Annotated in this window: 19 protein-coding genes and 1 pseudogene; 2 read left to right on the forward strand and 18 right to left on the reverse strand. The window is 37.1% G+C overall.

Annotation, left to right across the window (positions count from 1 at the left end; all coding sequences use genetic code 11):
- Positions 1-23: 23 nt before the first annotated feature.
- Positions 24-410, forward strand: coding sequence for a hotdog fold thioesterase (locus NSQ14_RS14435; protein ID WP_108898539.1), 387 nt, complete (start codon positions 24-26; stop codon positions 408-410).
- Positions 411-702: 292 nt separating this feature from the next.
- Here the strand turns inward: NSQ14_RS14435 and NSQ14_RS14440 are convergent, their stop codons facing one another.
- The 10 genes and pseudogenes from NSQ14_RS14440 to NSQ14_RS14485 form a co-directional block, all read right to left on the reverse strand.
- Positions 703-1,218 (reverse strand): SMI1/KNR4 family protein, encoded by a 516-nt coding sequence (locus NSQ14_RS14440; protein ID WP_346216515.1) that lies wholly within the window; start codon positions 1,216-1,218, stop codon positions 703-705.
- A gap of 132 nt (positions 1,219-1,350) precedes the next feature.
- Positions 1,351-2,145, reverse strand: coding sequence for an ABC transporter ATP-binding protein (locus NSQ14_RS14445; RefSeq protein WP_326973620.1), 795 nt, complete (start codon positions 2,143-2,145; stop codon positions 1,351-1,353).
- A pseudogene (locus tag NSQ14_RS14450) lies at positions 2,138-3,117 on the reverse strand (ABC transporter permease). Before NSQ14_RS14450 ends, NSQ14_RS14445 begins: the two are co-directional and overlap by 8 nt.
- Positions 3,118-3,456: 339 nt before the next feature.
- Positions 3,457-3,819 carry a Na+/H+ antiporter subunit G gene (locus NSQ14_RS14455; protein ID WP_034772060.1) on the reverse strand — a complete coding sequence of 121 codons (363 nt, stop codon included), beginning with the start codon at positions 3,817-3,819 and terminating at the stop codon, positions 3,457-3,459.
- 85 nt (positions 3,820-3,904) lie between these two features.
- Entirely contained in the window at positions 3,905-4,192 is a 288-nt protein-coding gene (locus tag NSQ14_RS14460) for a Na(+)/H(+) antiporter subunit F1 (protein WP_034772063.1), read from the reverse strand.
- Positions 4,189-4,668, reverse strand: a complete 480-nt coding sequence (locus tag NSQ14_RS14465) for a Na+/H+ antiporter subunit E (protein ID WP_346216516.1) — start codon at positions 4,666-4,668, stop codon at positions 4,189-4,191. The genes NSQ14_RS14460 and NSQ14_RS14465 overlap by 4 nt, the downstream gene beginning before the upstream one ends.
- Positions 4,669-6,156 (reverse strand): Na+/H+ antiporter subunit D, encoded by a 1,488-nt coding sequence (locus NSQ14_RS14470; RefSeq protein WP_346216517.1) that lies wholly within the window; start codon positions 6,154-6,156, stop codon positions 4,669-4,671.
- Positions 6,149-6,487: a Na(+)/H(+) antiporter subunit C gene (locus NSQ14_RS14475; RefSeq protein ID WP_034772069.1), complete on the reverse strand. Its 339-nt coding sequence runs from the start codon at positions 6,485-6,487 to the stop codon at positions 6,149-6,151. Before NSQ14_RS14475 ends, NSQ14_RS14470 begins: the two co-directional genes overlap by 8 nt.
- The gene (locus tag NSQ14_RS14480; RefSeq protein ID WP_346216518.1) at positions 6,475-6,912 is read right to left on the reverse strand and encodes a Na(+)/H(+) antiporter subunit B; all 438 of its coding nucleotides are present in this window, start codon (positions 6,910-6,912) and stop codon (positions 6,475-6,477) included. The genes NSQ14_RS14475 and NSQ14_RS14480 overlap by 13 nt, the downstream gene beginning before the upstream one ends.
- Positions 6,899-9,310 (reverse strand): Na+/H+ antiporter subunit A, encoded by a 2,412-nt coding sequence (locus tag NSQ14_RS14485; RefSeq protein WP_346216519.1) that lies wholly within the window; start codon positions 9,308-9,310, stop codon positions 6,899-6,901. Before NSQ14_RS14485 ends, NSQ14_RS14480 begins: the two co-directional genes overlap by 14 nt.
- A gap of 327 nt (positions 9,311-9,637) precedes the next feature.
- On the opposite strand from NSQ14_RS14485, the gene NSQ14_RS14490 reads away from it, so the two are divergent.
- The gene (locus tag NSQ14_RS14490; protein WP_251245994.1) at positions 9,638-10,318 is read left to right on the forward strand and encodes a universal stress protein; all 681 of its coding nucleotides are present in this window, start codon (positions 9,638-9,640) and stop codon (positions 10,316-10,318) included.
- Between the two features lie 15 nt (positions 10,319-10,333).
- Here NSQ14_RS14490 and NSQ14_RS14495 read toward each other — a convergent pair whose 3' ends face one another.
- The 8 genes from NSQ14_RS14495 to NSQ14_RS14530 all read right to left on the reverse strand — a co-directional run bounded on the left by NSQ14_RS14495 (position 10,334) and on the right by NSQ14_RS14530 (position 21,782).
- The gene (locus NSQ14_RS14495) at positions 10,334-10,897 is read right to left on the reverse strand and encodes a tyrosine-type recombinase/integrase (RefSeq protein ID WP_346216520.1); all 564 of its coding nucleotides are present in this window, start codon (positions 10,895-10,897) and stop codon (positions 10,334-10,336) included.
- Between the two features lie 550 nt (positions 10,898-11,447).
- The gene (locus NSQ14_RS14500) at positions 11,448-12,398 is read right to left on the reverse strand and encodes an L-lactate dehydrogenase (RefSeq protein WP_244810224.1); all 951 of its coding nucleotides are present in this window, start codon (positions 12,396-12,398) and stop codon (positions 11,448-11,450) included.
- A gap of 511 nt (positions 12,399-12,909) precedes the next feature.
- Positions 12,910-14,112 (reverse strand): MFS transporter, encoded by a 1,203-nt coding sequence (locus tag NSQ14_RS14505; RefSeq protein WP_346216521.1) that lies wholly within the window; start codon positions 14,110-14,112, stop codon positions 12,910-12,912.
- A gap of 1,196 nt (positions 14,113-15,308) precedes the next feature.
- Complete coding sequence (gene yhbH, locus NSQ14_RS14510) at positions 15,309-16,475, reverse strand: sporulation protein YhbH (protein WP_342014260.1); 1,167 nt, start codon at positions 16,473-16,475, stop codon at positions 15,309-15,311.
- Between the two features lie 640 nt (positions 16,476-17,115).
- Positions 17,116-19,011, reverse strand: a complete 1,896-nt coding sequence (locus tag NSQ14_RS14515; RefSeq protein ID WP_041903532.1) for a PrkA family serine protein kinase — start codon at positions 19,009-19,011, stop codon at positions 17,116-17,118.
- A gap of 494 nt (positions 19,012-19,505) precedes the next feature.
- Positions 19,506-20,252, reverse strand: coding sequence for an oxygen-insensitive NADPH nitroreductase (gene nfsA, locus NSQ14_RS14520; RefSeq protein ID WP_346216522.1), 747 nt, complete (start codon positions 20,250-20,252; stop codon positions 19,506-19,508).
- A 157-nt stretch (positions 20,253-20,409) separates the two neighbouring features.
- Positions 20,410-20,898, reverse strand: coding sequence for a tRNA (uridine(34)/cytosine(34)/5-carboxymethylaminomethyluridine(34)-2'-O)-methyltransferase TrmL (gene trmL / locus NSQ14_RS14525; RefSeq protein ID WP_176458906.1), 489 nt, complete (start codon positions 20,896-20,898; stop codon positions 20,410-20,412).
- Positions 20,899-20,918: 20 nt separating this feature from the next.
- Entirely contained in the window at positions 20,919-21,782 is an 864-nt protein-coding gene (locus NSQ14_RS14530; RefSeq protein ID WP_041903534.1) for an amidase domain-containing protein, read from the reverse strand.
- Positions 21,783-21,785: the final 3 nt, after the last annotated feature.

Raw genomic sequence — 21,785 nt, forward strand, 5'->3', positions numbered from 1 at the left:
AAGTTTTATAAGGAGTGAAGCACTTGTATTCAAAAGGACTGACAGATAGTTTAGGAATAGAAATAAAAATTTTAGAGAAAGGATATGTAACGGCGACAATGCCGGTGGATGATAGAACGAGACAGCCGCTGGGGTATCTTCACGGAGGTGCCTCGGTTGCGCTGGCTGAAACAGTTGCAAGCCTCGGAGCCTATCTACTGATTGATCAAGAAAATGAAACATGTTTTGGTCTGGAAATTAATGCAAATCATGTACGTTCAAAAAGAGAAGGAATCGTTACGGCAGAAGGGAAAGTCTTGCATCAAGGCCGGACCACCCAAATTTGGGAAATCCAAATCAAGGATGAAGAGGACAAACTGATTTGTATCTCAAGATGCACGATAGCAGTTGTGCCTCTAAAGCATGACTAGCTTTCTTTATCCAAAAGTAACATAATTTATATGGAGGATTGCGGATTAGCATTTCCATTATACAATAGTATGTTATAAAGTGAAGCTTCCATCAGTGGACCTCTCCACTGATGGTTAATTAACCCAATCGGTGATTCAGTAACATTACTTTTAACTTTCATTATTTTATAATCGCCACGTTCAATATGGGTGATGATCCCCTCAAAGTTCAGAAATTTCCCCTAACTAAGCTGAATGAACTGCATTTGAAAAATCATCTCAAGTGTGAACATAAACATAAGGGCGTGCTTTATTACCTATAAGGCTGATCCAGTAACCAAAATTCATTTCCTTGAGCAATGATAAATTTATCAAGCCATTCTTGAAATGTATAATTAAATTTTTTTGAACCATCCGACAGAGAAAGGTATTGTCCCCCGTTTTTAAGATCCTGAATGTTCACGACTAAATCGGCATTGTCTAATAAATGCCCAATCGGATATGTATCCTCGATTTTCAAGTTATTCACATAGAAATTTTTCTCTTCAAAAATTTTATCCAAAGAATATAATTCAAGTAATGCCCGGCTACCTTTATAATCATCGGTAAACAGTTCTGCTCCATTAGATATTTTTAAAAATTGAAGATAATCCACCGGTAATGGAATACTACTATATTTTTTTAGTTCTTCATCAGTACAGGCAGGGAAAAACTTTACTTTTGAGAGAACTACATTTCCAAAATAAGTGTTCCGATACAGTGCACTATTTTTATCTAACCTATTTTTTAATGAAGTTATTAATTTTTCTATATATACTTCATTTTTCATATTGATGTTCACCTTACTTGTTATAATGGAAACACTATTTTGTTATTCTTCCTAGCGAGAAAATTGCCCAATAAATTAATTCTCGAAAAAAGACACCAAGTCAAGTACATGCTTTCCTTAATGTCTTTTCATTTACGCTAATAATGTCCGGTCGGTTACGAGCTTTTCGCCGCGAATTCGCTGAAACTCTATTAATAAATCATCAATCGTCAGTTGATTTTTCTTCGCTTCATTAATATCCAAAATAATTTGACCGTTATCCATCATAATTAATCTGTTTCCTAAGTCTAAAGCTTGCTGCATATTATGAGTAACCATCAGCGTAGTAAGGCCATATTTTTTTACAATTTGCTTCGTAAGTTCCGTAATTAGCTGAGCTCGGTTCGGATCTAGGGCTGCGGTATGTTCGTCTAATAATAAAATATCCGGTTCTGTGAATGTTGCCATCAGTAAAGAAATTGCTTGCCGTTCCCCACCGGATAGAAGACCAATTTTGGCATTCAGGCGATCTTCCAATCCTAAATTTAATGAGGCCAACGATTCGCGGAAATATTCTCTTCGTTTTTTTGTCACCCCGAGACTAAGTGTCCGTTTTTTATTTCGCGAATAGGCCAAGGCTAAATTTTCCTCAATCGTCATGGACGGTGCGGTTCCTGCCATCGGATCTTGAAACACACGTCCAATCAATTTGGAACGTTTATATTCCGGGATATTCGTTACATCGTTCCCGTGAATGACTACGTTACCTAGATCAGGAGAGAGCACACCTGATATAATATTCATCAACGTTGATTTCCCTGCACCGTTACTTCCGATAATTGTGACAAAATCACCTTTTTCCAAAGATAGATTAATATGATCGAGGGCGATTTTTTCATCCAATGTTCCTTCATTAAAAATCTTTTTAATATTTTTCAGTTCAAGCAACAGATTCACCCTCCCCGTTTGCTTTACTGTTCGATTTTCCTTGAAGCTTGTGTTTTGCTTTCCGATTTTTCTCCCGTTGTTTATCGATTAGTTTCGGCAAGACTAAGGCCAAAATCACGATAACCGCAGTAACTAACTTCTGGTCACTGGCATCCAAGATCCCTTGATTTAATGCAATCGTGATAAAGATTCGGTAAATAATTGCACCAAATACAACAGCTAAAGTTGTGCGGGCGATCGTCTTCTTCCCGAAAATAGCTTCACCAATTATAATCGATGCCAGCCCGACCACAATCATCCCAATCCCCATTCCAACATCAGAAAATTGATTGTATTGGGCAATAAGGCACCGGAAAATGCAACAAATGCATTAGAAATACCGAGACCTAAAATGATCAAGCCGTCTGTATTTGCTGAAAAACTACGGATCATTCGTTGATTATCACCTGTTGCCCGGATGGATAAACCAATTTCCGTTTTAAGAAAATAGTCTGTTAAAAATTTAAATATCAATGTGACAATGATCATAAAAATTAAAATTCCGTAATCGCCAAGTCCGATTGAGTTAAAAAAATCCCCAACTTTTGTAAAAATGGTGTCTGTATTTAATAACGGAATATTCGGACGTGAAACACCATCTTCCAGTGTTAACCCCATAATCCGTAAGTTAATAGAATAAAGGGCCAGCATCATGAGAATTCCGGAAAGTAAATCATTGATCTTTCCTTTCGTATGAAGGAGACCGGTTATACATCCGGCAAAAAAACCGGCAATCAATGCAGCCAATGATGCCAATATAGGTGAATAACCATTTACAATCATTACCGCAGCAACAGCCCCGCCGGTAACAAAACTGCCATCCACCGTCAAATCTGCAAAATTAAGGACACGAAACGATATATATACACCGAGTGCCATAATCGCAAAAATAATTCCCATTTCCGAAGCATCAAGTATCGCAGGTAAAGTCATCAACATCTCTCCCATCTTTTTCTATTGTTGCTGAAGTTCAATTTTGAAAATCCCCCTTTGCGCGCCAACCACTTTACCCCTTTAAAGCAAATATTTATTATTTATATTTGACACCTTATTAAAAAAATTGTCAATAGATATTCAAGTATTTTTTTATTAAAATAACCTTAAAATAATTTCCATTGAATAATTATGTGATTAGTACCCAAAAAGGTTTTATGGAAAAATTTTAGCTAATATAGTATTATCTATATTTATCAAAACACAATGTATTGTGATTTAAGCGTTAGTTTTTTGAAAAGGGGGCTTTTTGGCGGTAACCATTATGTTTAACCTGCTTTATTTTTTTGACAGTTCGTTTTCAAAATAATATTTTTTTAACTCATCTTCAATCGATTTTTCAGTCAGTGGTACTCCGTTACGATAGGCCGATCGAGCAATGAGATGAGCAGCAACAGGAGCTGTTAAAAACACAAAGAATATTCCCATTATGAGCCGAATACTAAAATAGCCTTCAGAAATTAAAAAGTAGAGTAATGTCCCGACTAATGTACTTAACACACCTAATGTCGAACTTTTTGATGCTGCATGTGAACGAGTATAGACATCCGGTAGGCGGATAATCCCAATAGCACTGACAAACACAATAATGGAACCGGCAAGAATAAAAAGTGCGGCAATTACTTCATCACTTCCGTGCAACAATATCACCTCTTTCAATTGATTATACTTATACTAACGGACTTATCTTCAATGCCCTTGGTATAACCACTTTTCCGAAATAACTTTACCCTTCATCTTTCTGCTTAATTACCATACCTCTTTCTGTGAATCTCGCAAAAGCAACGGTTCCGACAAAAGAAAGAATGCCAATCAACAAAATCAAATCAAAAAAGGCATGGGTGTGCAGGAGAACGGAAAAAACAGCAATACTGGCAATTAAATTAATACCGATTGCATCGAGAGCCTGGATACGGTCAGCACTTGAAGGACCTTTTACAACTCGATAAATATTGGCCAAAATCGATAATGTTAATAAACATAAAGATACAATCATAATAATTTCAAACGTCATTTTCTGGTCACATCCTTTATCGCCTTTTCAAAAACCGCCTTTGATTTGAGCACGGATGGTTTTGATTCGGGAATATGCAGTGCATGAACAAACAAAGTCTTTGCATCCGGTGTTACTTCCATCACGACCGAACCCGGTGTTAAACAAATGAGCAGAGACAATAAAGTTATTTCAAGATCTCCCTCTAAATCCGTCTCCACGCGAAAAATCCCCGGTTTGATATTTATTTTTGGTCTTACGATATGTTTAATAACAAAAAGACTTGATATTAATAATTCATATATAAAAATAAGAAACAATTTTCCTATAGCAAGAAAGGTAAAAAGATAAAATGGCTTATGAAAAAAACGTCTTAAGCAAAATAAAATGAACAAACCTACTAAATAACCACTGAAAAAAGTAAGGAAACTCGCTTCATCCTGTAAAAACATCCATAACCCGGCAATAAATAAGTTTATTAACACTTGAAGCGGCAATTATATCCCCCCTTTATCCAGTACGGCAAAAATATATTGGTTTGGATCAAGTAAACCTTTTGCAGCTATCAATACATACTCGTGGATTCCTTCAGCACCGAGTCCGAGCGCAAGACTGATACCTGTCAATAAAACAATTGGTAACATTACCCCTTTTGTTGTTCCTTTTTCCTCATCTTCGCTCATCACCGTTTCTCCCCAGAAGACATCCATAAATACTTTTATTAATGAATAAAGAATGAATATACTCGCTAATAATCCGAACCCTCCTAACCAAAAATAGCTTGCTTCAAATGCTCCTTTCGTAATATATAACTTTCCAAGAAAACCGCTTAATGGAGGAATTCCTACCATAGACAATACAGCAATGAAAAACATCCAACCTAAAGCCGGGTGTGTACGAATCAGTCCACTCATATCTTTAAGCTTGCTTGTTCCGGTAAGCCCTATAATGGTCGCACCGATCAAGAACACTAAAGCTTTTATAATCATATCGTGGATTAAATAATAAATAGAGCCCAAAAGACTTTGTTCCGTAAAAGCAACTAATCCGATCAAAATAAAACCTACACTAATAATGACATTGTATGTTAATATTTTTTTCAAATCCCGATACCCGACTGCTCCCATTGCACCAAGAATCATTGTTAGAGCTGCTAAAATACCAATACCCATATGGGTGACTTGTGGCTGGTGATAAAAAATGAGGGTAAACATCCGAAAAATCGCATAAATACCAACCTTTGTCAAAAGTGCTGCAAAAATAGCAGCGATTGCGCCAGGTGGAACGCTATAAGAACCAGGTAACCAATAAAAGAGAAAAAGACCTGCTTTTAAACTAAACACAATTAAAAACAACAAAGAAATCGTCGTAATCAATCCATCTTGTCCCGCTTCAGCAACACGAACTGATAAATGAGCAAAATTCAATGTTCCCGTTACAGCGTACAAATACGCAACACCTACGAGAATAAAAGCGGAAGAAATTACGTTGATCATGATGTACTTCAATGATTCCCGCAGCTGGTTACGAGTACCTCCTAAAGTGATCAGTACATAAGAGGACACAAGAAACACTTCAAAAAAAACATACAGATTAAATAAATCTCCGGTTAAAAATGCACCGTTAACTCCGGTGATTAAAAATAAAATCAGCGGGTAAAAATAATGTTCTTCTCTCTCTTTTCCAATCGAGTGAAAGGCATAAAGCAGACAGCAAAGAGATACAATACTTGTCATAAATAGCAGTATTGCAGCAAACATATCCGCAACAAAGCTGATTCCATAAGGAGCTTGCCAGCCGCCCAACTGCAATGTTTGAATCCCGCTGTCTTTTATTTGGTTCATCAAAATTAATGCAACCGTCCCCGGGAAAATACATGCAACCAGGCTTAACAACCGGTGCAGCCAAATATTTTTTCTGAAAATAATTAACAACATACCAATGAATAACGGAAACGCAATAGGTAAAATTAATAGATTATTCATCCGGATTTCCCCTTAGCCGTTCCATATCATCCGTCTTAAAAATTTGATAGGAACGATAACTTAGCACAAGCAACAGGGCTGTTACCGCAAAGTTAATAACGATTGCTGTTAAAATCAATGCTTGCGGCAATGGATCGGTAAATCCGGCCATTTTTTCATCAAGTAACGGGGCACTTCCGGTTTTTAAACCACCCGATGTTAAAATTAATAGATTAACAGCATGACTGATTATTGACAATCCAAAAATAATCCGTAACATTTGTCTCGATAAAACTAAATAAGTACCGATCGTAAATAACAGTCCGACAAGACAAGCCATTATCGTTTCCATAGAGAATCCCCCTCACTAATACTCAGAATGATGCTCACGGCTGTTCCAATTACTGCAAGAGCGACACCGGTATCAAAAATTAGTGCCGTAGCCAATTCCGTTTTCCCAAAAATCGGTAAATTTTTATCATTAAAATATTGAGTTAAAAACGAGTCACCCGCCAACATACCCGTAAAGCCTGTACCAATGGCAATTAAAACCCCAAGTGCGGCCAGTTTCTTAAAATCAATTTGAAAATTTTCCCGGACTTTTTCAATATCAAATGCTAAAAAAAGCAATACAATTGCCGCTGCTGTACTCAACCCGCCAATAAAGCCGCCTCCCGGATGATGGTGTCCGTTTAAAAACAAATAAACAGAAAAGGTAAAAATAATGATGACAGTCACTTTGGTTACACTTTGTAAGATGACGTCATTCGGCTTCATTGTGATCACTTCCTTTCATTCGGAACCGAGCCAATGTATACACCCCAAGCCCGGCAATACATAAAACAGAAATTTCAAGCATTGTATCAAACCCGCGAAAATCGACTAATATGGCATTAACAATATTTTTTGCACCGGCCAATTCATACGCATTTTCAAAAAAATAAGAAATCGGTTCAAACAGCTTATGACTGTTGCTTGACAAAGCAAGTATAGTAATTGTTAATCCCGTTGCAACGGACACAATCAGATTTGTTAACTTAAACTTGATCCGACCAATATTCTTTTGTAACATTGGCAAGTGATAAAAGCAAAGTAAAAATAGTACGGTTGTCACTGTTTCTACAACCATTTGTGTAAGTGCCAGATCCGGAGCACGAAAGATAACAAAAAACATTGTCACTAAATAACCTACGACACTTAGTGCAACAATGGCCGTCATTCGATTACTTGTAAATAGAACCACTAATGCGGCTATCATTACCCCCAAAACTAAACCCATATCATAAATACAGATGACATTGTCTTCGGAAACATCAAATTGGATACCGTGTAACAACAAAAGTGAGCCGGCTAAAACAATGACAAAAAACGAAAAAATATAGATAAAATAATGGCGGATCGAACCGGTCATATAGCGATTTGTTATTGTAAGTGAATAGCGCTCGACTTTTTCCAAAGATTTCTCAAACAAGTTATTTAACGTAAGCCATTGCGGATATTGTTTAAGCAAAGGAACCCACCGCTTGACTGTAATAAATAGGAGACTTCCCATAATTACAACACCGATAGTCATCAAAAGTTCAGTATTCCATCCATGCCAAGCACTAATTTTGATATCCACCTTATCGATCGTAAACATCGGTAGGATGGCAACGAATGCCGGTTTCAACAAGTATTTGGAAAAAACATTTGGAAAAAAGAAAATAACTACGACGAAGAAGGCGAGTATTACAGATGGAATTAACATACCAAAAGGTGCCTCATGTACATCCCGATTCAACTTTTCCTGTCGATATTTCCCGGAAAATGTCTTAAAAACGAGAATCATAGAGTAAACAAAAGTAAAAATACTGGCAATCCATGCAAGTAAGGGAAATAGCATACCAAGTGTTTCAAGATGAAATATTTCCGCCACCCTCACATCATTGACTGCTTTAAAAAACATTTCCTTACTTAAAAATCCGTTAAAAGGAGGTAATCCGGCCATAGAGAAACCACCAATTAGTGCAACAGTAAACGAAACCGGCATCAACTGCATCAATCCGCCAAGCCGTCTAATATCCCTTGTTCCGGTTTCATGATCAATAATTCCGACGACCATAAATAAACTGCCTTTGAACATGGAATGATTGAACAAATGAAAAATTGCGGCAAAAATGGCCATCGAATAGGTAACACCATGTTCACTCGGTCCAAAATAAAAAGTGAGTGAACCAATTCCTAATAAACTCATAATTAAACCTAATTGACTAATCGTCGAATAGGCCAGTAACGCCTTTAAATCAGTTTGTCGAACTGCTGTAATTGAGCCATATAATAAAGTAATGATTCCTATTCCCGATACTAGCCAAAACCAAACGGAACTTCCGCCAAAAACGGGTGTAAATCGAGCTACCAAATAAATTCCCGCCTTCACCATCGTCGCCGAATGAAGGTATGCACTAACGGGCGTCGGCGCTTCCATTGCTCCGGGCAACCAGATACTGAACGGAAACTGGGCTGATTTTGTAAAGGCTCCGAGTAGAATGCAAATAATCACGGGAATAAATAATTTATGTGCTTGAACGAATTCCACATTAAGAATCATTTCGCGAATACTATATGTGTCGGTGATAAGAGTTAACATAATCATTCCTGCAAACATACAAAGCCCGCCAAAGACAGTGATAAGCAAAGATTTCATTGCCCCATCTCTTGATGACTTTCGTTCATACCAAAATGCGATTAGTAAAAATGAGGAAATACTTGTCAGTTCCCAAAAGCCATATAGGATAAAAATATTATCAGAAAATACAAGACCCAGCATAGCGCCCATGAACATCATTAAATACATATAAAACTTATGAAGTTCTTCTCGGTGCTTTGATAGATAAAAAATGGAGTAAATAATGACAAGTACACCCATACCGGAAATTAATAATCCGAACAATAACGCCAAACCATCGAGATAAAAATCTAAATTCATCTCCATTGAAGGAAGCCACGCTAAGGAAGTTGTCAGATGATCACCATTTGCAACTAAGGGAATGTAGCGAAGAAGGTATAAAAATATGACCAAAGGAATCAGTAATACAAACCAACCTAAATGAATTTTCGGATGAAACAACTTATACAAAAGCGGAATTGCCATAGCAAATACAAAAGGAATAAATATCAGCATGTGTAACGAATTCAAACGGCATCCCCCCAACAATTTCATTCAATTTCGGAAGCCACGAAAAAGGCCAAAATTCTTGATCATATTCATTTTCACAGCATAACTTTATACTGAGAGCTTTTACCATACGCAACCTATGCATGTTGCCGATATACTTACAATTTTCACAGGACTACTTTTTTTACTAAGGCTTTACCATGTGACAGCCTTACATTTTTCATGTTCCTAAAATTTGTTGAAAAATGAAATATAGGCAGTTTTGGATTGACTACTCTCGTTCCATCGGTTATAGTTCTACATAGTCAAATAGGTGATTCCAACAAAAACATTTGAGGTGAATCATAGATGGAAGCAAATTTTTCAAATGAAAGAATTCTTGTTTGTGTTTACTATGGTCCAAATGGAGAAAGATTGATTCGACGTGGCTGCCAAATTGCAAATATGCTTAAAGCACCACTTTATATATTAACGGTTGATTTAGCCCCTTTTGATGAATTAGACGCCGAAAAAGTAATTTATATCGAACAGTGGAAAAAATTTGCTGAATCGCACCCTTCTGCTCAATTTATCATTAAAGATAATGAAAAACGTCCGGTGGCGAAAGTAATTGCTGAAGTGGCCAGACAGAATCACATAACCCAAATCATCCTCGGGCAGACTGCTCAAAGCCGCTGGGAACAGATTACAAAAGGTTCAATCATTCATGCGCTCTTGCATGAAATTCCTTTTGTCGATCTTCATATTATTTCTGTCTCCAGATATATTCGTGATGAAGAGGGTTTATTTGAAAAAGGAATCCGTGCATACCTTGTTAAATCCGGTACAGAATACCGTCTAACATTCAGTCATACAAAAGATATTGAATATGAAGGTATTTTTTTCAAAGAAGTCGGTACGGATTTTGATAACGGAATTTTCCGATTTATGAACGGTTGGGAAACCCGGCAAGTCCAAGTCACTGACGGGATTATTAGAGATTTAAAAAATATGGACTTGAACAAAATTGATTTAAATAACACGGATTGATGTTTAAATCTTTAATTATAAATTCACATCGACCTTAATGAGCTTTTGTTCGTTTTTATCGATTCCAATATATTTTAAAGTTTCTGCTGTGGAGTGCTGGTTAAAAATATTTTTTAAAATAGAAATGGCCACCCCTTTACGATAGGCATGATATCCGAACGTCTTTCGAAGCGTGTGGGTTCCGATTTTTTCCTGGATCCCTACTTCTTTTGCAGCATGATTGATGATTCGATAGGCTTGTTGCCTCGTAATTGGATGGTTATTTTTTTTTGATTTAAATAGAAAATCATCCGGCTGCAATTCGTTGCTTGCCAAGTAATCCCTTAATACTTCTCTTACTTTGCTGTTTAAATAATATGCTTTTACTTCCCCATTTTTTTCATCCTTTAAGTAAAGAAACTCTCTTGTTTGGGAACCGTCCCATACGTCTTTAACCGTTAAATACAATAAATCATGTACTTTAATTCCCGTATTTATCCCAATAACGAAAAGGAGTAAATCCCGAAGTGAAGATTGACTTAAAACCTTTTTCATTGCTTGTATTTTTTCAATTTTTTTAATTGGGTTCACATACTCCACAAAATTCCCCTCCAATAATGTTACACAATATTATTTTATAACTAATTATGTAACATTGTAAAGAAGTTTACTTTATTTTGTTAAAAAAACGTTTTTTTCAACTGCTTGGCTTGTGTTGTCAAAAGGTGTCCATGTGATTCGAAGCTTTCCTTGTGCAATTTTACTTAAATCGTAAAATTCCCTTTGCATCTTTTTCTTTGCCGGAATTTTTTGCTTTTACCCACAAAAAAATAGGAGCTGAACAATTAAGTTATTTTAATCATTCAGGCATCCTTATTGATAATCATTTACTATTTCGCATCCCAAGACATGTGGAAGTTTCGTCGATAAAATTGAGTAGTTCTCAGAGGCCACTGAAAAACTATTTGAATAGATTTACTAACACAATATAAAACCCGGAAATACATCTAAATGGTGTTTAGCAAGATTGTTTCGCACTTTTTCAGTGTCCTCTAGTTCTCGACCAGAGTTGTCGACGAGTTTGCCTTTCGTCCTAAGGTGGGAAACTCAAGTTATTTAATAAAGTGAAGTGTCCTTACTGCACGTTAAACTAGGTCAAATTGACACTGTTCATGGTTTCTTTTAAAACACGAATAGAATGATTGAGTCGGTCTTTCTCGGTGGCGGTCAATTCCATTTTAATCACGCCACTAATTCCATTTCTTGTGACAATAGCCGGTACACCGATAAACAAATCTTTATGATCATATTCACCGTCCAAATATGTAGAAACCGTTAAAATGGAATGCTCATCTTGTAAAATTGCCTTTGTTAATCGAACCAACCCCATTGCGATCCCATAGTAAGTTGCACCCTTTTTCTCAATGATATGATAGGCAGCATCGCGGGCTTGGACAAATATATCATTTAAATCCTCCACTTTGTATTTCGGGTCCTTTCTCATCCAATCAAAAATGGGAATCACGCCAATCCCTGCATGACTCCATACAGGAAGTTCCGTATCACCATGTTCACCTATAATATATGCATGGACATTTCTAGTGTCTACATTGAAGTAATCACCCAACATGTAACGTAGACGGGCAGTATCTAATATTGTTCCGGAACCGATTACGCGTTCTTTTGGTAATCCCGAAAATTTCCATGTTGCATAAGTAAGAATATCAACCGGATTTGATGCAACGATGAAAATTCCGTTAAAACCGCTGGCCATGACTTCTTCAACAATACTTTTCGTGATTCTCGTATTTTTTTCAACAAGGTCAAGACGTGTTTCACCGGGCTTTTGAGCTGCACCAGCTGTTAAAACAACAATATCAGCATTATGACAATCTGAATAGTCACCATGACGGATAATCATTTTGGCAGGCGCAAATGGAAGGCCATGATTTAAGTCCATTGCATCCCCTTCCGTTTTCTCTTTATTTACGTCAATCATCACGAGTTCCCCGGCAATTCCCTGATTTAATAAGGCAAAAGCGTAACTGGAACCAACAGCACCGGTTCCGACAAGTACTACTTTACTTACACGATTAGACATCAAATCCACTCCTATACAATATTTTTGGAATTCCTTTAAAATTTTGCGAAACATTTATAGATCACCGCTATAGGTGAATAATTCAAAGTCCTCTTGAAGAATGTTACCAAATAACTCCAATCCATTCCATTTCTTTTTTCTCTATGGATATTGTTTCCCAAGATAAAGAAAATAATTTTCATCTCTTCGTGGTTAAAAAAATCCGGGAAAATAACAGTCGATTTTTTATAGGATGCTATACCTCTCTTAACGTATAAAAGTATGCGTCCCGTCGTTCAGTGACCATTCACTTTATCTTTAGCCTTTTTGCCCTCTTTTTGAAGAAGCAATGTTAGGATTTTTCTCCACCTTATTTATTTTTTAACGGTGTCAATAGTGTTATGAACTTATAAGGAGGTTTTTCCAAATTTGTTCCTAAGCGGAAAGGAAATCATGTGATCTTTTTCACATTCCTATTATAGCAATAAATGGAAGGATTGGCGAGCCTTCCTAATATATTTAAAGAATTAAACTATGAAACCGCATTTATTTTTTCCGTCCTTAAAATAAATATATAAAAACCGATTGACATCAAGATGGAAAGGGCAGCTGCTAGATAAATACTGGCATATCCAATCCAATGACCGATTTGACCGAACAAAATCGCCCCAAATCCGACTCCGAGATCAAAAAAGGAAAAAAAAGTTGCATTAGCCATGCCACGACGATTTTTCGGTGATCGTTCCACCGCCCATGCCTGAAGTGCCGGCTGAATGGTACCAAAACCAAAGCCGTAAAGAAATGCTGCAATAAATAATATGAAGCTATTTGGCAACCAAGCCAAAAATAACATGGCAAGAAAAATAAGAAGCGTTCCGGGAATAAAAACAGCACGGTGCCCTTTGCGATCATATAACTGACCGGCAAATGTTCTTGTTACCATTAACGCCATTGCGTAAATAAAAAAATACGTTTGAATGCCTTCTACCCCTTTTTGCACTGTATATAGAGGTAAAAAGGAGGCGATTCCTCCAAACGTAACGGTGATGAAAAAGGCAAGAGCGGAAGGCTTTAACGCTGACTTTTCATAGAAATCCCATTTCCCAACTAGAGTCGCTTTTTCTTTTTGTTCCACTTTTTTAAACGAAATAAATGATGAAAGGATAAATGCCAACAAACCAAATATGGCACAGATGATAAATAACGATTGAAAGGAAACATGTTCCACCAAAATTAATCCGAGTGATGGACCGAATGCCAATGCTAAATTTCCCGATAACCCGTAATAACCTAAACCTTCACCTCTCCGTTTTCCCGGAATGATATCTGTCGCAATTGTTCCTGAAGCTGTCGTTGATAATCCCCAACCTAAACCTTGAACAATTCTCATGACAAAAAGGAATAATATGCTTGCGGTAACACTAAAAAATCCGACCGATAGGAAAAAGATCAATAATCCGGATAAATAAATGATACCTCTCCCCTTTGTTTCTAAAGCATGCCCGGCAAATGGACGAATCAATAATGCCGAGAAAGTAAAAATTCCAACCGCCAATCCAATTAATTGATCCCGCCCACCTAACGCTTCAACAAATAACGGAAGAGTTGGCAAAGTCATTTGGAATCCTAAAAAAACAAAAAAATTGGCTAAACAGATTAAAATAAAGTCCTTTGTCCAAATTTTTTCAATCCTAGTGCCGGTAACAGTATCTTTTTCTATTACTAATTTGGCCATTATTATCCCCTATCCCTTTGTATATCCAAAATGTTCATATTGTTCTATACAATTATATCAAAATTTTTTGCATTTAGAAATGATTACACTTTCAAATTTGTAAAAGGAAATTTTTAGCAGCTACGTACAGATCAGTACGACAGAGGAAAAACCGTTAAATGTTGTTACTGAAATGCGCCGTTGGTTTGGACAAATCGGATTCTATGGGACAAAACCACCGGAGTTTGAAACAAAACTGTCCCATAGAGCGGCTGTATGGGACAAAACAAGCGGAAATTCAAGTTAAAATGTCCCATAGGATTGGACGAATCGGGTTCTATGGGACAAAACCACCGGAGTTTGAAGCAAAACTGTCCCATAGATCGGCTGTATGGGACAAAACAAGCGGAAATTCAAGTTAAAATGTCCCATAGGATTAGACAAATCGGATTCTATGGGACAAAACCACCGGAGTTTGAAACAAAACTGTCCCATAGATCGGCTGTATGATACAAACCAAGCGGAAATTCAAGTTAAAATGTCCCATAGGATTAGACAAATCGGATTCTATGGGACAAAACCACCGGAGTTTGAAACAAAACTGTCCCATAGATCGGCTGTATGGGACAAACCAGGCGGAAATTCAAGTTAAAATGTCCCATAGGATTAGACAAATCGGGTTCTATGGGACAAAACCACCGGAATTTGAAACAAAACTGTCCCATAGATCGGCTGTATGGGACAAACCAGGCGGAAATTCAAGTCAAAATGTCCCATAGGATTGGACGAATCGGGTTCTATGGGACAAAACCACCGGAGTTTGAAGCAAAACTGTCCCATAGATCGGCTGTATGGGACAAACCAGGCGGAAATTCAAGTTAAAATGTCCCATAGGATTGGACGAATCATGTTCTATGGGACGAAACCACCGGAGTTTGAAGCAAAACTGTCCCATAGATCGGCTGTATGGGACAAAACAAGCGGAAATTCAAGTTAAAATGTCCCATAGGATTAGACAAATCGGATTCTATGGGACAAAACCACCGGAGTTTGAAACAAAACTGTCCCATAGAACGGCTGTATGATACAAACCAAGTGGAAATTCAAGCCAAACTGTCTCATAGCATCCAATCAATTTCCATTTAATTAATAAGTTGCACTCGAAAGATATCCTTCACTTCTGTTCATTTAAAAAACCCCTGCACATGACAGGGGATTTACGCATACATCTTATTTTCTTCCTTATTAAAGAAACTCTTCATCGCATGAAAGACATCTGCTTTTTGTCTTAATATAAAATAACGGAATCGCTCATCATTTATATTTTTATAGGCGGACATTAACGTACTGTGACGATTGTATTGATTTACTTCTCCATAATAAAACATGTTTGAAATTTCCATCAACTCATTAACCAATTTTACACAACGCATATTATCAGACGTTAAATTGTCCCCATCTGAAAAATGGAACGGATAAATATTGTATTGGCTCGGTGAATACTTACCATGAATCAACTCCAACGCCAATCGGTAAGCTGAAGAACAAATCGTCCCGCCACTTTCCCCTTTAGAGAAAAATTCATCCTCTGTTACAACTTTTGCCTCCGTATGGTGGGCGATAAATTCAATTTCCACTTTTTCATATTTCGTACGTAAAAACCGGGTCATCCAGAAAAAGAAACTGCGTGCCATATATTTTTCCCAGATTCCCATACTGCCACTTGTGTCCATCATTGCCAAAACAACAGCCTTTGACTCATAACGGATTTTTTCATTCCATGTCTTAAATTTCAAATCTTCCGGGTAAATCGGATGGAATGAAGGCTTCCCACTTAATGCATTACGTTTAAAAGCGGTGAGCATGGTTTTCTTTTTATCAATATTTCCCAACAAACCGGTCTTTCGAATATCATTAAATTCAATATCTTCCACAATTAATTCATGATCATTTTTTCTTTGCAGATTTGGTAATTCAAGCTCACTAAACAGTGCTTCTTCCAATTCAGCAAGTGATACTTCTGCTTCGTAATAGTCTTCTCCAGGTTGGTCCCCTGCCCCTTGCCCTTTTCCGGGTCCTTTTTCCGCTGAACCGTCACGGGCAATGACATCACCAATTTGGCTGTCGCCATCGCCTTGGCCCACGTGTTTATTCTTATCATAATTGTAACGAATTTTATATTCATCAAGTGAACGTATCGGTATTTTTATGACATCTCTTCCATTTGATAAAATAATGCTTTCTTCAGATATTAGATCAGGCAAGTTTTTTTTGATTGCTTCCTGAACCTTTTCATTATGCCTTTGTTGATCTTCGTGGCCTTTTCGATGGAGGGACCAATCCTCTTGAGAAATGGTGAAATGGTGTTTATTATAATTATTCATCCTAATTCATTCCCTCCTTTAATTTTTTTGTCACATACAAAACTTCTATCGCATACAATGTACTGTATGTTTGAATGAAGTTTAGGGATCGTTCATCCGGTCATGGTGGTATGGTAAGAGGATAAAAGTTGATATTTCAATAAAAGGAATAAGTAGTATATTATTAAAAATTACAAAAGGTCCATAAATTTAAACTATATTTTCTTGTATTACTTTATACTATGCATAGTGGACAAAAAAATTTACTACCAATTTATATTTTTCATATAAAACAGCTAATGGGCATTCCATTAGCTGTTTTATTAGTTGTTGATATTAGTTAAACTACCTTTTCTAAGCAGTATACAAAATGTCCCGGTCGTACCTCATTTTCTGCTGGTGTTCTTCTGGGGATTGATGAGATTTTCCCAAATACCGGGCAGGATTCGTTTCCTTACTAAAACAGCTTTTGGATGATCTACTTTTGGTGCATTCGGAAATAAGAGCCATGATTTTACAAAACACCAACATAAGTACATATTTCGTAGCTTCCCTTTTAGAACTAAACAATATTTTAAGCCGTATTTTTTGACTTTGTCTGCAAAAAAAGCCGCACTTTCTGCAGTACGGCAATTAAAATTTTATTATTTTTTGCTCCTGATTAACGATTCAACAGACTTCCTACATAGCGAAGCAGTTCGTTTGCGGATGTTGAGTTATAACCGTGCTCATCAATTAGCCTGGCAACCACTTCATTAATTTTCTTCAATTGTTGTTCATCCGGTGTCTTTGTTGATGTGGTAATTTTTACGACATCTTTCAGGTCTGCGAACAACTTCTTCTGGATTGCTTCACGAAGGCGTCCGTGAGAATTATAGTCAAATCGTTTTCCTTTCCGGGCATAAGCTGAAATCCGAATTAAGATTTCTTCCCGGAATGCCTTTTTCGCATTTTCCGATATGCCAATTTGTTCCTCAATCGACCGCATGAGTTTTTCATCCGGATTAATTTCTTCTCCTGTTAACGGATCACGCAGCTTTGTTTTATTGCAATAAGCTTCAACATTATCAAGATAATTATCCATCAATGTTTTCGCAGATTCTTCATACGAATAAACAAACGCTTTTTGCACTTCTTTTTTCGCCAATTCATCATATTCTTTCCGGGCAAGAGAAATAAAGTTCAAATATTTTTCTTTTGATTCAGGCGTAATCGACGGGTGCTGTTCAAGTCCTTCTTTCAAGGAACGTAACACATCCAATGCATTAATCGATTTTACTTCTTTACGAATAATTGTTGAAGAGATCCGGTTGATGACGTATCTTGGGTCAATTCCGCTCATGCCTTCATCCGAATATTCCTTTTTCAGTTCCTCCACATCAATCGCACTGAAACCTTCAACATTTTGCCCGTCATAAAGCCGCATCTTTTTAATTAAGTCAATATCCCCTCGTTTCGGTTCTTTTAAGCGGGTTAAAATGGTGAACATAGCGGCAATTTTTAATGTGTGCGGGGCAATATGGACATCGGCTACATCACTTTCACGAATCATTTTTTCATAAATTTTTTCTTCCTCAGACACTTTTAAATTATAAGGAATCGGCATTACAATAATCCGGGAGTGGAGTGCTTCATTTTTTTTGTTGGAAATAAAGGCGCGATACTCAGTTTCGTTTGTGTGAGCCACGATTAACTCGTCAGCTGAGATAAGTGCGAACCTGCCTGCCTTAAAGTTTCCTTCTTGCGTTAGAGACAGTAAGTGCCATAAGAACTTTTCATCACATTTTAGCATTTCTTGGAATTCCATCATCCCGCGATTGGCTTTGTTCAATTCTCCATCAAACCGATATGCACGCGGATCTGATTCCGAACCGTACTCGGCAATTGTCGAAAAATCAATACTTCCTGTGAGGTCGGCAATATCTTGTGATTTCGGGTCTGACGGGCTAAATGTACCAATACCGACGCGACGGTCTTCTGAGAAAAAGATCCGTTCCACTAGCACATCCTCAATCCGTCCCCCGTATTCTTGTTCAAGCCTCAACATATTAAGCGGTGACAGATTTCCTTCGATTCGAATCCCGTATTCTTCATAAAAATCTTCACGTAAATGCGGAGGAATGAGGTGAAGCGGATCTTCATGCATCGGGCAGCCTTTAATTGCAAAAACGGCACCGCGATCCGTTCTGGAATATTGTTCAAGCCCCCGTTTTAACATGGTTACCAGTGTTGATTTTCCGCCACTGACAGGACCCATTAATAATAAAATTCGTTTCCTGACATCCAGACGTTTTGCCGCCGGATGAAAATATTCTTCAACCAACCTTTCCAGAGCCGTTTCCAACCCGTATAATTGATGGCTAAAAAATTTATATCTTTTTACACCGTCAACTTCTTCAACACCGGCATCTTTAATCATATTGTATACCCGAGAATGGGCAGATTGAGCAATCCACGGTTTTTCTTTTACCAATTCCAAATACTCAGCAAAGGTACCTTCCCATTTGAGTTTTTCCTCCTCTTCACGATATTTAGCAACTTTATCTAATATACCCATATAGTACCTCCCTATATTTCTAATGATGATGCCAAAAAGTTAAAATTGTCAGCTTTTGTAAGAGCAACTTTGACTTCACATTTAACTATATTTACCTATAAATATATGAACATGCCGTCAAAATGATGATAAATAATATGAAAAGTTTCCTTTTTAACAAAAATGAACGAACATTCTGTAGATAAAATTTATATGTCGCATTATAATAAATATGAGTAAATGAACATAAGGGGGATAAAAAATGGGAACTGTCTTAATTCTTTGTGTTTCGGCAGCATTTTTAGCTGCTATCTTTACGGCGGGGTATGAGGATCGACCGCGTACATATAAGAAATAATATGTTTGGGGAGAAATTTAATAACATTTTTTATGCCTAGTTTGTATAAAAAAGAGCGCCTAAAAGGAAAAGGTTGAAAATGAACCTTTCGAAGCGCTCTTTTTATGTTCTTTCCGGTCACATTTCTTGTAAAAACGGCTCTACCAAAAACCACTCATTATTTATTCAAATGATGCTTTTTGATAAAATCATGCATGTACATACGATTTTTCATTGCAAATGTTGCCGAGACTTGACCAGTCCAACTGTCTTTCCGTTTTCCGTTTGTCCTTTTATTATAATAGTCTCGGATCGTCTTGTTATATGCGTTCAGTTGAGTTATGTATGCTTCCTCATTTTGTTGATATGTGTTTTCATGGTAAATATGATTTAACGGCAAGCGGGGTTTTTGTTCATTTATTTTTTCCGGATAACCAACCACCAGACCAAATAAAGGAATCACTCGTTTTGGAGTTTTTAAGATTTCACATACTTTCTCTAAATTGTTTCGCAACCCGCCGATATAACAAATCCCTAACCCTAATGATTCCGCGGCAATTGCGGCATTTTGAGCTGCCAGGGCCGTATCAATTAAAGCAACCATAAATTTTTCCGTACTGGCAATGGATTCTTCCATATTGACGTTTTCCATTTTGCTGATTATGTCGTAACGATGAAGGTCGGCACAGAAAACGAATAAGTGACCATTATCAGCAACATATTTTTGATTACCGGCAACTTGTGCAAGTTGTTGTTTTTTGCTTTGATCAGTTACCCCGATAATGGTATAAGCTTGTACAAAACTCGATGTCGAAGCAGCCTGTGCACAGCGGACAATCGTTTCAATCTGCTCCCTTGTTAATTTTTTCTCTTGAAAATGCCTTACCGACCGATGTTTTAAGATCGTTTCAATCGTTTCGTTCATGATAATCATCCTTTCTTATATAAAAATCAATACCGTTTCAGTTTCAGGGCGCCTGTTGCAACCATTTCTCCCATTCTAATACCTATTTTATCCCAAAACAAATAATAGCAAAAAGGGTTCAAAATGAGTTGACCTTATTTTAAACCCTTACCGATTTTCACTCACTGTATTTAATTTTTAAATGGGTAAAATTTTGTTGCCTCAAAGCCTCGTACACTAAAATGGCTGCTGTATTAGACAAATTTAGCGAGCGAACATTTGTCGTCATCGGAATCCGTAAACACCGATCTTGATTTGCCTCTAACAATTCTTTCGGCAAGCCTGTTGTTTCTCTGCCAAACATAAAATAGTAGTCTTTTTCCGGATTACTGTAATCGAAATCAGAATATGCCTTATTCCCGTATGTCTCAATATAATAAAATTCTCCCTGATTTTTCTCAAAAAATTCATCCAACGAATCATAGTAATGTATTTTTACAAACGGCCAGTAATCAAGTCCGGCTCTCTTTAACATTTTATCATCCGTTGAAAATCCAAGCGGGCGAATTAAATGAAGCTGCGAGTCTGTTGCTGCACAGGTTCTTGCAATATTACCTGTATTGGCCGGGATTTCTGGTTGATATAAAACAACATGTACTGCCACAATTTTCCACCTCAACTAATAAATCAATCATCATCTATAATTGTAAAAAATTTGTATTGGATATTATCTGTATAGGCTGAAGAATCTTCATAAGACCAATATCGCATTCGGCTATTGGTTGTATGAGCGTTTACCAACGGCATCCCATATGCATCTTTTGCCGTAACGATTGTAGTATGATTAAAGCGGCCGTCTCCTTCAAAATCATAACATATAATATCGCCTAGTTGTAACTCCCCCGGATCACTCACTTCTCTTGCACGCAAACCTACTTTGGAAGTACCTAAATACCATCGAAGCGAATGGGCTACTGACCAGCTATAACTCCAACTGTTTCCATTATACCACCAACCGCTCGAACGATTGGAAAAACCCCGCATCGGAGCTCCACCGGCATGTAAACATTGTGAAATATAATTCGTACAATCAACATCAAATTTATGATATTGCGGGTTATAGTCATTCCACCAACGTTCGGCATACTGAACGGCTTTTCTCCGGTCATAATGGTATGAAATCCTTTCTAAATTTTCATGGCGATCAATTTTTATTTCAGGGATTTCGAATGCTGGCGTTTCAAATATTTCTTCATCCGTTAACAGTGTACTTTTATAAAAATGGGCTTTTCGTTTCTCAACTTCTTCTTCAATGTAATATCGCTTTTCTTGTTTGATTAAATATTGAAAATGGACGTTGTAATATATATCAGTATGGTCTCCATTATTCATTTTATCGGTAATATGCCCTGTCGCCTTTGCTTTAACAATTTCACCATGGCGATTTGCCAAACATTCTTTTTTGCGCTCAATTTTTGAACATTCCGCTTGCCGATCACTTACACATTGTTGCACCCGTTGTTCTAATAACCTTTGTAATTGATCAATCATGGC

The organism is Caldifermentibacillus hisashii, assembly GCF_039654145.1.
GTDB lineage: Bacteria > Bacillota > Bacilli > Bacillales > Caldibacillaceae > Caldifermentibacillus > Caldifermentibacillus hisashii.

Excerpts from the sequence above, each read along its gene's own strand:
- NSQ14_RS14460 (WP_034772063.1), bottom strand. The coding sequence starts at position 4,192 with ATGACGTTTGAAATTATTATGATTGTATCTTTATGTTTATTAACATTA.
- nfsA (WP_346216522.1), bottom strand. The coding sequence starts at position 20,252 with ATGAACGAAACGATTGAAACGATCTTAAAACATCGGTCGGTAAGGCAT.
- NSQ14_RS14475 (WP_034772069.1), bottom strand. The coding sequence starts at position 6,487 with ATGGAAACGATAATGGCTTGTCTTGTCGGACTGTTATTTACGATCGGT.
- NSQ14_RS14515 (WP_041903532.1), bottom strand. The coding sequence starts at position 19,011 with ATGGGTATATTAGATAAAGTTGCTAAATATCGTGAAGAGGAGGAAAAA.
- NSQ14_RS14500 (WP_244810224.1), bottom strand. The coding sequence starts at position 12,398 with ATGTCTAATCGTGTAAGTAAAGTAGTACTTGTCGGAACCGGTGCTGTT.
- yhbH (WP_342014260.1), bottom strand. The coding sequence starts at position 16,475 with ATGAATAATTATAATAAACACCATTTCACCATTTCTCAAGAGGATTGG.
- NSQ14_RS14530 (WP_041903534.1), bottom strand. The coding sequence starts at position 21,782 with ATGATTGATCAATTACAAAGGTTATTAGAACAACGGGTGCAACAATGT.
- NSQ14_RS14490 (WP_251245994.1), top strand. The coding sequence starts at position 9,638 with ATGGAAGCAAATTTTTCAAATGAAAGAATTCTTGTTTGTGTTTACTAT.
- NSQ14_RS14480 (WP_346216518.1), bottom strand. The coding sequence starts at position 6,912 with ATGAAGCCGAATGACGTCATCTTACAAAGTGTAACCAAAGTGACTGTC.
- NSQ14_RS14470 (WP_346216517.1), bottom strand. The coding sequence starts at position 6,156 with ATGAATAATCTATTAATTTTACCTATTGCGTTTCCGTTATTCATTGGT.
- NSQ14_RS14505 (WP_346216521.1), bottom strand. The coding sequence starts at position 14,112 with ATGGCCAAATTAGTAATAGAAAAAGATACTGTTACCGGCACTAGGATT.
- NSQ14_RS14440 (WP_346216515.1), bottom strand. The coding sequence starts at position 1,218 with ATGAAAAATGAAGTATATATAGAAAAATTAATAACTTCATTAAAAAAT.